Annotated in this window: 10 protein-coding genes; 9 read left to right on the top strand and 1 reads right to left on the bottom strand. The window is 63.5% G+C overall.

What is annotated here, in order from left to right:
* Positions 1–8 precede the first annotated feature (8 nt).
* From murC to lpxC, 7 genes are all read left to right on the top strand, one after another.
* Complete coding sequence (murC, locus tag ACCD03_RS18225; protein ID WP_413412471.1) at positions 9–1,460, top strand: UDP-N-acetylmuramate--L-alanine ligase; 1,452 nt, start codon at positions 9–11, stop codon at positions 1,458–1,460.
* Entirely contained in the window at positions 1,457–2,452 is a 996-nt protein-coding gene (locus ACCD03_RS18220; RefSeq protein WP_045204764.1) for a D-alanine--D-alanine ligase, read from the top strand. Before murC ends, ACCD03_RS18220 begins: the two co-directional genes overlap by 4 nt.
* Positions 2,453–2,489: 37 nt before the next feature.
* Positions 2,490–3,401, top strand: coding sequence for a cell division protein FtsQ/DivIB (locus ACCD03_RS18215; protein ID WP_253542976.1), 912 nt, complete (start codon positions 2,490–2,492; stop codon positions 3,399–3,401).
* Positions 3,398–4,630 carry a cell division protein FtsA gene (ftsA, locus tag ACCD03_RS18210; RefSeq protein ID WP_024979178.1) on the top strand — a complete coding sequence of 411 codons (1,233 nt, stop codon included), beginning with the start codon at positions 3,398–3,400 and terminating at the stop codon, positions 4,628–4,630. The genes ACCD03_RS18215 and ftsA overlap by 4 nt, the downstream gene beginning before the upstream one ends.
* A gap of 140 nt (positions 4,631–4,770) precedes the next feature.
* Positions 4,771–5,970 carry a cell division protein FtsZ gene (ftsZ, locus tag ACCD03_RS18205; RefSeq protein ID WP_024979177.1) on the top strand — a complete coding sequence of 400 codons (1,200 nt, stop codon included), beginning with the start codon at positions 4,771–4,773 and terminating at the stop codon, positions 5,968–5,970.
* Between the two features lie 389 nt (positions 5,971–6,359).
* Positions 6,360–6,860, top strand: a complete 501-nt coding sequence (locus ACCD03_RS18200; protein ID WP_253542978.1) for a peroxiredoxin — start codon at positions 6,360–6,362, stop codon at positions 6,858–6,860.
* Positions 6,861–7,105: 245 nt separating this feature from the next.
* Entirely contained in the window at positions 7,106–8,023 is a 918-nt protein-coding gene (lpxC, locus tag ACCD03_RS18195; protein WP_045204767.1) for a UDP-3-O-acyl-N-acetylglucosamine deacetylase, read from the top strand.
* Between the two features lie 49 nt (positions 8,024–8,072).
* Here lpxC and ACCD03_RS18190 read toward each other — a convergent pair whose 3' ends face one another.
* Complete coding sequence (locus tag ACCD03_RS18190; protein ID WP_413412482.1) at positions 8,073–8,594, bottom strand: DciA family protein; 522 nt, start codon at positions 8,592–8,594, stop codon at positions 8,073–8,075.
* A 69-nt stretch (positions 8,595–8,663) separates the two neighbouring features.
* On the opposite strand from ACCD03_RS18190, the gene ACCD03_RS18185 reads away from it, so the two are divergent.
* Positions 8,664–9,629 carry a M23 family metallopeptidase gene (locus ACCD03_RS18185; RefSeq protein ID WP_413412470.1) on the top strand — a complete coding sequence of 322 codons (966 nt, stop codon included), beginning with the start codon at positions 8,664–8,666 and terminating at the stop codon, positions 9,627–9,629.
* Positions 9,630–9,877: 248 nt separating this feature from the next.
* Positions 9,878–12,682, top strand: coding sequence for a preprotein translocase subunit SecA (secA, locus tag ACCD03_RS18180; protein WP_316671669.1), 2,805 nt, complete (start codon positions 9,878–9,880; stop codon positions 12,680–12,682).
* Positions 12,683–12,744: the final 62 nt, after the last annotated feature.

Here is a 12,744-nt window from a genome sequence, read left to right as displayed (position 1 = left end):
GAATCGATATGAAGCACATCGTCAAGAACATCCATTTTGTAGGCATCGGCGGCGCCGGCATGAGCGGCATCGCCGAGGTGCTGCTGAACCTCGGCTACCGCGTCACAGGCTCGGATCTGGGCAGCAGCGCAACCACGCAGCGCCTGGCAACGCTCGGCGCGACGATCATGCAGGGCCATGCGCCGGAGCACGTAATCGGCGCCAATGCCGTGGTGGTCTCCACCGCAGTGCGCGGCGACAACCCGGAAGTGCTGGCCGCGCGCGCCAAGCGCATCCCCATCGTGCCGCGTGCGGTGATGCTGGCCGAGCTGATGCGCCTGAAGCAGGGCATCGCCATTGCCGGCACGCACGGCAAGACGACGACCACCAGCTTGGTCGCGTCTGTGCTGGCCGAAGGCGGCCTGGACCCGACCTTCGTGATCGGCGGTCGCCTGAACTCGGCCGGAGCAAACGCGCGGCTCGGCACAGGCGATTTCATCGTCGCCGAGGCAGACGAATCCGACGCGTCGTTCCTCAACCTGTTCCCCGTGATCGAGGTCATCACCAATATCGATGCCGATCACATGGACACCTACGGGCACGACTTCGCGCGCCTGAAGCAGGCCTTCATCGAGTTCACGCAGCGGCTGCCGTTCTACGGCATTGCCGTGCTGTGCGTGGACGACCCGAACGTGCGCGAAATTCTGCCGTTCGTCTCCAAGCCTATCGTGCGCTACGGCTTTGCCGAAGATGCGCAAGTGCGCGCCGTCAATGCGCGCGCCGTCGATGGCCGCATGGAATTCACCGTGATCCGCCAGCTCAACGGTCATGCCGAGCCGCCGCTGTCGATCACGCTCAACCTGCCGGGCATGCACAACGTGCAGAACGCGCTGGCCGCCATTGCCATCGCCACCGAACTGGAAGTGCCGGACGAGGCCATCGTCAAGGCGCTGGCCGAGTTCAACGGCGTGGGCCGTCGCTTCCAGCGCTACGGCGAAGTGCCGACCGCTGACGGCAAGGGCCGCTTCACGCTCATCGACGACTACGGCCACCACCCCGTCGAGATGGCCGCCACGCTGGCCGCAGCGCGCGGTGCGTTCCCCGGTCGCCGGCTCGTGCTGTCGTTCCAGCCGCACCGCTTTACCCGCACGCGCGATTGCTTCGAAGATTTTGTGAAGGTGCTCGGCACCGTAGATGCGCTGCTGCTGGCGGAGGTGTACGCCGCCGGTGAACCGCCCATCGTCGCTGCTGACGGCCGTGCGCTCACGCGAGCGCTGCGCGTGGCCAACAAGATCGAGCCGGTATTCGTGGAGCAGATCGAAGACATGCCGCAAGCGATTCTGGATGCTGCGCAGGACGGCGACGTGGTGATCACCATGGGTGCGGGATCGATCGGGCAGGTGCCCGGTCAAGTGGTTGCGTTGCAGGCGGAGGCGCGCACGGCAAATGTCGTGGATCTGAACGGAGGCGCCGCAGCATGACGACCGGACCGTTTGTTCCAAATCCGACGATCGATCCGAAGTCCCTCGGCAAGGTGGGCGTGCTCATGGGCGGCCGTTCCGCCGAGCGCGAAATCTCGCTGATGTCCGGCAACGGCGTGTTGGCTGCGCTGCGCGCGCGCGGCGTCGATGCGCACCCGTTCGACCCGGGCCTGCAGGCCGTGGCTGATCTGGCCAAGCAAGGGTTCGACCGCGTGGTGATCTCGCTGCACGGCCGCTTTGGTGAAGACGGCACGATCCAGGGCCTGCTGGAGCAATTCGGCATTCCGTACACCGGCAGCGGCGTACTCGCGTCTGCGCTGGCAATGGACAAGGAAGCTACCAAGCGCCAATGGCAGACCCACGGCCTGCCCACGCCCGACTTCGTGATGTTGCATGCCGGTGCCGACTGGCAAGCCGTGGCCGACCGTCTTGGCCTGCCGCTGATCGTCAAGCCGGCGCGCGAAGGTTCGTCGATTGGTCTGACCAAGGTCACGAGCGCCGCCGAGCTGCCCGCCGCCTACGAAAAGGCTGCGCGCCTGGACCGCGACGTGATGGCCGAGCAGTTCATCGAAGGCGACGAGCTGACCTGCCCGATCATCGGCGAGGGCGAGAGCGCCACGGCATTGCCGCTCATCCGCATCGTCGCGCCGCAGGCCAACTACGACTACCAGAACAAGTACTTCACCGACGACACGCGCTACGAATGCCCGGCACCGATTCCCGCCGACGTGGCCGCCCGCGTGCAGGCGCTGGTGGTGCAGGCGTATCGCGGGCTGGGCTGCCGTGGCTGGGGCCGCGCCGACATCATGCTGCGCAAGTCTGACAACGCGCCGTTCCTGCTGGAGATGAACACGTCGCCGGGCATGACTGGTCATTCGCTGGTGCCGATGGGCGCACGCGCTGCCGGCATCAGCTATGAAGATTTCGTGTTGCAACTGGCGGCGAGTGCATCGCTGGAGCTGCACGCGAGCACCGATTGGAAACCTGAGTAATCAACGCAACGTCAGCGAAACCGGACAACACAACGTTATGTGGCACAACACCCGTCTCCTCAACGCCGTCGCGAGTGCGCTCTATGCGCTGCTCGCGCTTGGCGCGTTGGGCGTTGGGACGGTCTGGCTGATGCAGCGACCGATGTTCCAGCTGCAGCAGGTGCGGGTGATGCCGATGCCCGGCAGCGAGTTGCGCCACGTGAATGTGCCCAGTCTGCGCGCCAACGCGCTGACCAAGCTGCGCGGCAATTTCTTCTCGCTGAATCTGGACGATGCGCGTGCCGCGTTCGAATCCGTGCCGTGGGTGCGACGTGCGAGCGTGCGCCGCGTGTGGCCCAACGGGCTGCTGGTGGAAGTGCAGGAACACGAAGCCCTGGGCACCTGGGGCGGTAATGAGTCCGGCAAGCTGGTCAATACGTATGGCGAAGTCTTCGTGGCCAACCTGGCCGAAGCGGAAGACGACACCGACCTGGTTGCGCTGGCTGGCCCCGAAGGAACCGAGCAGGACGTGGTCGACAAGCTGGAGACCATGACCGAGTGGTTCAAGCCGATGAATGTCGAGCCGCTGAGCGTGACGCTTACCGACCGCTACGCTTGGCGCGCGCGGTTGTCCAACGGCACGGTCATCGAGCTGGGCCGCGAATTGAATGACGATGACCGCACAGCGCTGGCCGCGCGTGCCCGCCGCTTTGTGCGTGCGTGGCCCGAGGTGACGAAGCGCTGGGGCGGTCAGATCGAATACGCCGATCTGCGGTATCCCAACGGATTCGCAGTTCGGGCGGCGGGTGTGCGCTTCCTGACCGATGCGCAGGCCGCGGTGCTGGCCAAGGGGGGCAAGCTGCCTGGCACCGCGAATGGCACCAGCAGTGCTGCAAAGCCGAAAGCCACGCTGGGGGGTAAGCCGGCGGCCAACAACAAAGCAACGCGAAGCACAGAGAAAACGCGATGAGCAAGGAATACAAGGATCTTCTGGTCGGGCTGGACATCGGCACCTCCAAGGTGGTGGCGGTGGTGGCCGAGCTGCGTCCTGACGGCGCCTACGAGGTCATCGGCATGGGCCAGACCGAATCGAAGGGGCTGAAAAAGGGCGTGGTCGTCAACATCGAGGCGACCGTCCAGTCGATCCAGAAAGCGCTCGAAGAAGCGGAGCTGATGGCCGACTGCAAGATCAGCGAGGTCTTCACCGGCATCGCGGGCAGCCACATCCGCAGCTTCAACTCCAGCGGCATGGTGGCGATCAAGGACAAGGAGGTCACCTCCACCGACGTCGCGCGCGTGATCGAGACCGCCAAGGCCGTCAACATCCCGACCGATCAGCAGATTCTGCATATCCTCACGCAGGAATTCATCATCGATGGCCAGGAAGACGTGCGCGAGCCGATCGGCATGAGCGGCATCCGGCTTGAGGTGAAGGTGCACATCGTGACGGGGGCCGTGAGCGCGGCGCAGAACATCGTCAAGTGCGTGCGCCGCTGCGGGCTGGAAGTGCACGACCTGATTCTGCAGCCGCTGGCATCGAGCCTGGCGGTGCTGACCGAAGACGAAAAGGAACTCGGCGTGGTGCTGGTCGACATCGGCAGCGGCACGACCGACATCGCCATCTTCAGCGAAGGCGCGATCCGCCACACGGCCGTGATCCCCATCGCCGGTGACCAGATCACCAACGACATCGCCATGGCTCTGCGCACGCCAACGCCGGATGCTGAAGACATCAAGATTCAGTACGGCATCGCCAAGCAAGTGCTGGCCGACCCGGACGAGATGATCGATGTGCCGGGCGTCGGTGACCGCGGCCCGCGCACGCTCTCGCGCCAGGCGCTGGCCGCCGTGATCGAGCCGCGCGTGGAGGAGCTGTTCTCGCTCGTGCATCAGGTGGTGCGCGAATCCGGCTATGAGGAACTGCTCTCCAGCGGCGTGGTCCTCACCGGCGGTACCGCAATGATGCCGGGCATGGTCGAACTGGGTGAAGACATGTTCTTGAAGCCCGTGCGCGTGGGCGTGCCTGAGTACCGCGGCAACCTGCACGAGGTGGTGAAGAGCCCGCGTTACGCCACGGTGATGGGCTTGCTGCAGGAAGGTCGCGTGCAGCGCGTGCGCGGGCGCAAGGTCGTGGTGCAGTCCGGATCGGCCAAGCAGATCTGGACGCGCATGAAGGAATGGTTCATCGGCAACTTCTAAGCACGTGTGTGCTGGGTGTTGACGATGTGCTCCCTGGGGGGAGCAAGTTGAGTTTCTTGTTTTGATGTTTTTTGTTCAGGAACCAGGAGTTGCGGCGGGGAGGCTGCATCGTCTGGGACTGATCACTTCTGGAGGCAATGATGGACTTCGACATGATTGAAACGGAAATGCAGGACGGCACCATCATCAAGGTGGTCGGTGTCGGCGGCGCGGGCGGTAATGCCGTGCAGCACATGATCAACCGCGGCGTGCAAGGCGTGGAATTCATCTGCATGAACACCGATGCGCAGGCGCTCAAGCGCTCGACCGCATCGCGCGTGCTGCAGCTCGGCAGCACGGGCCTTGGCGCTGGCGCCAAGCCCGAAGTGGGCAAGCACTGCGCAGAGGAGGCCCGTGAGCAGATCGCCGACGCACTGCGCGGCGCGCACATGGTCTTCATCACTGCCGGCATGGGCGGCGGTACGGGCACCGGTGCAGCACCGGTGGTTGCACAGGTCGCCAAGGAAATGGGCATCCTGACCGTGGGCGTGGTGTCCAAGCCGTTCGAATTCGAAGGTGCACGCCGCTCGAAGGTTGGCGAGCATGGCGCGAACGACCTCGAAGGCAACGTCGATTCGCTGATCGTCGTGCTCAACGAAAAGCTCTTCGAAGTCATGGGCGATGATGCCGAGATGGACAAGTGCTTCCAGTGCGCCGACGACGTGCTGCACAACGCGGTTGCCGGCATTGCGGAAATCATCAACGTCGATGGTCTGGTGAACGTCGACTTCGAAGACGTGAAGACCGTGATGGGCGAACAAGGCAAGGCGATGATGGGCACGGCCACCGTGTCCGGCGTCGACCGTGCACGTCTGGCCGCTGAGCAAGCCGTGGCAAGCCCGCTGCTGGAAGGCGTGGACCTGTCGGGCGCGCGTGGCGTGCTGGTCAACATCACGGCCAGCCGCTCGCTGAAGCTGTCCGAGACCAAGGAAGTGATGAACACCATCCGCAGCTATGCCGCGGAAGATGCCACTGTCATTTTCGGTACGGTCTACGACGACGCCATGGGCGACGCACTGCGCGTGACGGTGGTTGCCACGGGCCTGGGCCGCGCTGCTCGCAACAAGCAACAACAGCAACAGACGATGACGCTGCTGAAGACCGGTACCGACAACCAGCCGGTGGCTTTCGGCGGTAGCGCCGGTCACTCGGTGGCAGCTGCGCCGGACTACAGCAATTTCGATACCCCCGCCGTGTGGCGCAGCTCGCGTGAGTCGGCATCGGCTCACGTGGCAGCACTCCAAGAGAAGGGCGTCGACACGTACGACATTCCGGCATTCCTGCGCAAGCAGGCGGACTGATCGGGCCTGCGTTGGTTCGATAGCGCTCGCGCACGTCCGACTGCCTGCGGCACCACACGCCGCGCGCGATTCACGGCTCCCCTCCCGTGATCGCCGTGGTGTGATGGCCCGCCGCTCGCGAGTCGACAGCGCTCGACGAACCGGACACAGTCGTTGCCGCCGGGCAGGTTGGCCTCTGGCCGCCTCCCCGGAAGGGTTCACCCCGCCCGGCGGGTGTATCCGTTCGTTGTGCCGCGCGCGGTGCGTTCCGACCCAAGCGGCCTGATGGTGTTGTCTCCCAAGACCGCCCCCGGGATTCGTTAACGCGGGCGGTCTCGTTTTACGAACCGGCTGCGCGGTCGCGCGGCAAGTTCTATGATCGCGATATCCGCGCACGCTCCCTGACGATCATGATCCAGCCTGGTCAACCGCTTCCCGACGCAACGCTCTACGAGTTCTTTGAAGTGGAAAAGGATGGCTGCGCGCTCGGCCCCAATGCTTTTTCCGTCCAGCATCTGGCCGAGGGCAAGACGATCGTCATCTTTGGGCTGCCCGGTGCGTTCACGCCGACCTGCTCGGCGCGGCATGTGCCCGGCTACCTCGCCCACTTCGACGCGCTGCGCGCCAAGGGTGTCGACGAGATCTGGTGTGTGTCCGTCAACGATGCCTTCGTGATGGGCGCCTGGGCTCGCGCGCAAGGCACCGACGACAAAATCCGCATGCTGGGTGACGGCAGCGCAGAGTTCACCAGCAAGCTCGGCCTTGACCAGGACCTCTCCAAGCGCGGCATGGGCGTACGCTCGCAGCGCTACGCGATGGTCGTGAAGGACGGTGTGGTAACAGCGCTACAGGTGGAAGCGCCCGGGCAGTTCGCCGTCAGCAGCGCCGAATCGATCCTGGCGATACTCTGACGCCACGCCAGCGGCTCCCCCAAATGGCGGAGTACCGCCCGCTATCCCGCCCCGCCTCAAAGCCGACGAGACTGTGGCGCCGAATCTGCGTGCACTAAGGTTGAGCAGAGTGTGAGCACCCCTAACATCCCGATACAAAAGTCGTTTTGAAGGCAGGGACGTGAAAATGGTATGATTAGGGTTATCACCTATGCAGACCGCATAGATAAAAACAATCGTAGAAATTTCGTGAGTTGAGGGCGGCCATGTTGAAACAACGCACCATCAAGTCCCTCGTCAAGACCGTCGGCATCGGGTTGCACTCGGGCCGTAAGGTGACGTTGACGTTGCGCCCGGCAGCCGCAGGCACTGGCATCGTCTTCACGCGCGTTGACCTCGACCCGGCCGTCGAGATTCCCGCCACCGCCAGCGCCATCGGCGACACCCGCCTGGCGTCCGTGCTGCAGAAGGACGGCGCCCGCGTGTCGACTGTCGAACATTTGATGTCGGCTTGCGCGGGCCTTGGCATCGACAATCTCTATGTCGACGTCGACGCCGAAGAAATCCCCATCATGGATGGCAGCGCGGCCTCGTTCGTATTTCTGCTGCAATCGGCGGGCATCGAAGAGCAGGGCGCGGCCAAGCAGTTCATCCGCGTGATCAAGCCGGTGGAAATCCGCGAGGGCGACAAGCTTGCCCGCCTCGACCCATACTTCGGCTTCAAGCTTTCGTTCACGATCGAATTCCGCCACCCGGCGGTCGACAAGACCGGCCAGACGTTCGAAATCGACTTTGCTGACACCAGCTACACGCGCGAAATCGCCCGCGCCCGTACGTTCGGTTTCGCGCATGAAGTTGAAATGCTGCGCGAGGTCGGCTTGGCACGCGGCGGCAGCCTCGACAACGCCATCGTGCTCGACGAGCACCGCATGCTGAACAACGACGAACTGCGCTACGGCGATGAGTTCGTCCGTCACAAGATCCTCGACGCGATCGGCGATCTGTACGTGGTCGGCCATCCGCTGATTGCCGCGTACACGGCGCACAAGTCAGGCCACGGCCTGAACAACGCGCTGCTGCGCGCGCTGCTGGCGGACGAAACGGCCTATGAGATCGTGACGTTCGAGAAGGCGGAAGAGGCCCCGCGCGCATTCCTGCCCCAGTTGCAACCTGCGTTTTCTTGACCGGCTGACGCGGTCGTCTGCATGAAAAAAGCGCCCCGCGGGGCGCTTTTTATTTAGGTCCGGCGACAGGTGGAACGTGCCGGGCAATCATTTCCGCCAACGCTTGGCGCAGCGGGGAATCGGGCAGTTCGTTGGCGAGCGCCGCCAGACTGTTGACACCAACTGCTGTCATCTTGGCGCGTTTAGGCGGCTTTTCGGTCTCTTGTGGCCATAAACTGTCGCTCCCGCCTTGCGGTTGTACCCGTACACGAATTGCGGTAATCTGCGATCCCCGGCGCTGCAGACGCTCCAGCAAGGTGGGTACCACCTGCCGTAAGCGCGCCGCAGCTGCACTATGTGCGGCGAGCAACACTAGAGTCGCTTCCCGGCTATCGCGCGCATCGTTCTTGATGCCACCGATTGCCACGCCGCCGCCCAAGCCGGGCGGTAACAGCGACAACACCTCCGCTTCCAACGACGCCAATTGCCTGGCCGCCTGCATCAGCGGGCCGATCGAACCGGCACCCGAGAGCCAGTCCTGGACGGGTTTTGCCACAGGCGTCTTGAGAGCGGGATGAACAAAGATTCGCATGCCGGCATTGTAGGGCGCTTCATCGCGCTTTCGTGCCGGTGGGCGGCTTTTTTGTCCGGAAAACGAGCGATGCAGATCATCCTGATTCACCCACGCAAGGCCGGAGCGACGCACCTGTCGCGACGCGGCGTCTTCGTGGCTATCGGCGCGGCGCTGCTGGCCGTGGCAACCCTGTCCGTCGGCGGTACATGGCTGGCGGCCAAGCAAGGCCTGCTGCCGGGGGCGGCCGCTTCCGCGGTTGCCGGCGCAGACCAGCGTGTCACCCGCGAAAACCTCAACCTGATGGCCGCGCGCATTGGCGAAATGCAGGCGCAGATCGCGCGCCTTGACGCGCTGGGCGCCCGTGTGTCGGGCCTGGCGGGTGTGCAGCCCCGCGAGTTCGATTTCAAATCGCAACCGAGCCGGGGCGGCCCGGAGGGTGCATTCTCGCGGCCGATGTCGATGCCGGAAATTCAGTCTGAGCTGAATCGCCTGACGCGCTCGGCAGACCAACGCAACGATTATCTCAGCGTGCTCGAGAGCACCCTGATGGATCGGCAGATCCACGCCAAGATGATGCCCACCGTACGCCCGGTGGCCACGGGCTACGATTCTTCGGGCTTTGGCACGCGAATCGATCCGTTCACGGGCCGGCGCACGCAGCACGACGGTGTCGACTTTGTCGGTCCGGTTGGCACGCCCATCGTGGCGGCTGCCGGTGGTGTGGTGGTGGCCAGTGAATTCCACCACGAATACGGCAACATGATCGACATCGACCATGGCAACGGCCTGAAGACGCGCTATGCGCATGCGTCCAAGGTGTTTGTGAAGGTTGGCGACATCGTGAAGGCGGGCGAGCGCATCGCGTTAATCGGCCGCACCGGCCGCGCCACCGGCCCACATCTGCACTTCGAGGTGCACGTCAACGACGTCCCGCAGAATCCGGTGGCCTTCCTGGAGAACGCCGGCCAGCCCAAGATGGCAGCCAATAAGGCCCAGGCGCCGAAGATTGCGGCGGCCGATATCGGAAGGAGCATGGCGGCAGCCGGCCATTGATCTAGCGCGGGTTGCAATCGGGGCGCCCGTCCCCAGTTCAGCGTGAGTGTGTAGCCGCCCGGACGACGTTCGTGCGGCCCTAAAGTGCGGCGTTCCTGCCACATCCGGCGGTTCTGCTGCCATCAAGCGGGTGTTTTGCACATGCTAAACTCCCGCCTTTGCGCCAACCCTTTCTGGGCCGTTGTGCTGCCTATGTTTCGCGGTCTCTCCGACGCGTTTTCCGGGTGGCTCACCAGCCCTAGCCATCGATGATCACGGGCCTTCTCAAGAAGATTTTCGGCAGCCGTAATGAACGGCTGATCAAACAGTACCGCCGCAAGGTGGCGCAGATCAATGCGCTCGAGCCCAAGTTCGAAGCGCTCTCCGATGCCGAGCTGCAGGCCAAGACTGAAGAATTCCGCCAACGCTTTGCCAAGGGCGAGACGCTGGACGCGCTGTTGCCCGAAGCGTTCGCCGTGTGCCGCGAGGCCAGCAAGCGCGTGATGAAGATGCGGCACTTCGACGTGCAGCTTGTCGGCGGCATGGTCCTGCACGACGGCAAGATCGCCGAAATGCGCACGGGTGAAGGCAAGACGCTGACCGCAACGCTGGCTGTGTATCTGAACGCCATTTCGGGTCAGGGCGTGCACGTGGTGACGGTCAACGATTACCTTGCCCAGCGCGACGCCGAGTGGATGGGCCGCCTGTACAACTGGCTGGGCCTGTCGGTGGGGGTCAACTTGACCACCATGGACCACGACCAGAAGCAGGCCGCCTACGCGTCTGACATCACCTACGGCACCAACAACGAGTTCGGTTTCGACTACCTGCGCGACAACATGGTGTACGACGCCGGCCAGCGCGTGCAGCGTCCGCTGAACTACGCGATCGTCGATGAAGTCGACTCGATCCTGATCGACGAAGCGCGCACCCCGCTGATCATTTCCGGTCAGGCCGAAGATCACACCGACCTGTACCGCCGCATGAACGGCATCCCGGCGCAGCTTACGCGCCAGATCGGCGAAGAGAAGTCGGATGGCACGGGCGTCGAGAAGCCGGGCGATTACTACGTCGACGAAAAATCGCACCAGGTCTACCTGACCGAATCGGGGCACGAGAAAGCCGAGCAGATCATGCTGCAAGCCGGCTTGATCGGCGAGGGCGAATCGCTCTACGCGCCGCAGAACATCACGCTGATGCACCACCTGTACGCCGCCCTGCGTGCGCACAGCCTGTTCTTCCGCGATCAGCACTACGTGGTGCAGAACGGTGAAGTGGTGATCGTCGATGAATTCACCGGCCGCCTGATGTCGGGCCGCCGTTGGTCCGACGGTCTGCACCAAGCCGTAGAAGCCAAGGAAGGTGTGCAGATCCAGCAGGAAAACCAGACGCTGGCGACCATCACGTTCCAGAACTACTTCCGCATGTACAACAAGCTGTCGGGCATGACCGGCACGGCGGACACGGAAGCGTATGAATTCCAGGAGATCTACGGCCTGGAAACCGTGGTGATCCCGACCAACCGCACGCCGCAGCGCAAGGACTTGCAGGATCAGATCTACAAGACTTCGAAGGAGCGCTACGACGCTGTCATTCGCGATATTCGCGATTGCTACGAGCGTGGCCAGCCGGTGCTGGTGGGCACGACGTCCATCGAAAACTCCGAGCTGCTGTCGAATCTGCTGGACCAGGCGAAGCTGCCGCACCAGGTGCTCAACGCGAAGCAGCACGAACGTGAAGCCGAGATCATCGCGCAGGCCGGTCGTCCGAAGATGATCACCATTGCCACCAATATGGCCGGCCGCGGTACCGACATCGTGCTGGGCGGCAATGTGGAGAAGCAATCCGGCTTTGTGATGGCCGACGAGTCGCTCTCCGACGCTGAGAAGGCCTCGCGCGTGAAGACGTTGCAGGACGAATGGCAATCGCTGCACGAGCAGGTGAAGGCTGCGGGTGGTCTGCACATCGTTGGCACCGAGCGCCATGAATCGCGCCGGATCGACAACCAGCTGCGTGGCCGTGCCGGCCGTCAGGGCGATCCGGGTTCGTCGCGTTTTTATCTGTCGCTGGATGACCAACTGCTGCGCATCTTCGCGGGCGATCGCGTGCGCGCGATCATGGACCGCCTGAAGATGCCCGAGGGCGAGCCGATCGAAGCCGGCATCGTCACGCGCTCGATCGAATCGGCGCAGCGCAAGGTCGAAGGCCGCAACTTCGATATCCGCAAGCAACTGCTGCAATACGACGACGTCTCCAACGATCAGCGCAAGGAACTCTACAAACTGCGTAACGAGATTCTCGAAGCGCAGGACGTGGGCGATCTGGTCAAGAACCTGCGCGAATCCGTGTTCATCGAGCTGTTCCGCACCTATGTGCCGGCCGAGACCATGGAAGAGCAGTGGGATGTCGCCGGTCTGGAGAAGGCCCTGCGTGAAGACTGGGGCGTCGATCAGCCGCTGGTGAAGACGCTGGAAGATGCGCAGTCGATCGAAGACGAAGATCTGCTGAAGATGGTGCTGGACGCCGCCGAAGCGGTGTACGAAGGCAAGGTGGCGCAGGTTGGCCGCGAATCCTTCGCCGGCTTTGAGCGTTCGGTGATGCTGCAAAGCCTCGATACGCACTGGCGTGAGCACTTGGCTGCGCTCGACATGCTGCGCCAGGGCATCCACCTGCGCGGCTATGCGCAGAAGGACCCGAAGCAGGAATACAAGCGCGAGTCGTTCGAACTGTTCGGCCGCCTGCTCGATACCATCCGCAACGAAGTCACGCGTATTGTCTTCACGGTGCGCATCCAGTCGCAGGAAGAGCTGGAGCAGGCATCCGAGCAGATCGAAGAAGATCTTTCTGCGCTGAGCAACCTGCAGTACAAGCACGACGAATTCAGCGAACTGGCCGAAGTGGCCGCGGGCGATGCGGAGATTCACGGCGCAACGCCGGCCATGGCCGCACCGCGTTCGGCGGCATCTGCCGCTGCTGCCGCACTGGCTGGCGAAGTGCCGAAAGTTGGCCGCAACGATCCGTGCCCATGTGGTTCGGGCAAGAAGTACAAGCAGTGCCACGGCAAACTTGCCTGACGCTGTTTAGACCTGTTTTCTGTTGATTCACGATGCCCGCAATGCGGGCATCCTCATTTTGA

It is taken from the genome of Ralstonia sp. Ralssp135, assembly GCF_047304345.1.
Taxonomy (GTDB): Bacteria; Pseudomonadota; Gammaproteobacteria; order Burkholderiales; family Burkholderiaceae; genus Ralstonia; species Ralstonia chuxiongensis.
Note: the sequence above shows the minus strand (reverse complement) of the source record. Positions and strands in the feature narration are given on the sequence as shown.

Excerpts from the sequence above, each read along its gene's own strand:
- ACCD03_RS18185 (WP_413412470.1), top strand. The coding sequence starts at position 8,664 with ATGCAGATCATCCTGATTCACCCACGCAAGGCCGGAGCGACGCACCTG.
- secA (WP_316671669.1), top strand. The coding sequence starts at position 9,878 with ATGATCACGGGCCTTCTCAAGAAGATTTTCGGCAGCCGTAATGAACGG.
- ACCD03_RS18200 (WP_253542978.1), top strand. The coding sequence starts at position 6,360 with ATGATCCAGCCTGGTCAACCGCTTCCCGACGCAACGCTCTACGAGTTC.
- ACCD03_RS18215 (WP_253542976.1), top strand. The coding sequence starts at position 2,490 with ATGTGGCACAACACCCGTCTCCTCAACGCCGTCGCGAGTGCGCTCTAT.
- ACCD03_RS18220 (WP_045204764.1), top strand. The coding sequence starts at position 1,457 with ATGACGACCGGACCGTTTGTTCCAAATCCGACGATCGATCCGAAGTCC.
- ftsZ (WP_024979177.1), top strand. The coding sequence starts at position 4,771 with ATGGACTTCGACATGATTGAAACGGAAATGCAGGACGGCACCATCATC.
- murC (WP_413412471.1), top strand. The coding sequence starts at position 9 with ATGAAGCACATCGTCAAGAACATCCATTTTGTAGGCATCGGCGGCGCC.
- lpxC (WP_045204767.1), top strand. The coding sequence starts at position 7,106 with ATGTTGAAACAACGCACCATCAAGTCCCTCGTCAAGACCGTCGGCATC.
- ACCD03_RS18190 (WP_413412482.1), bottom strand. The coding sequence starts at position 8,594 with ATGCGAATCTTTGTTCATCCCGCTCTCAAGACGCCTGTGGCAAAACCC.
- ftsA (WP_024979178.1), top strand. The coding sequence starts at position 3,398 with ATGAGCAAGGAATACAAGGATCTTCTGGTCGGGCTGGACATCGGCACC.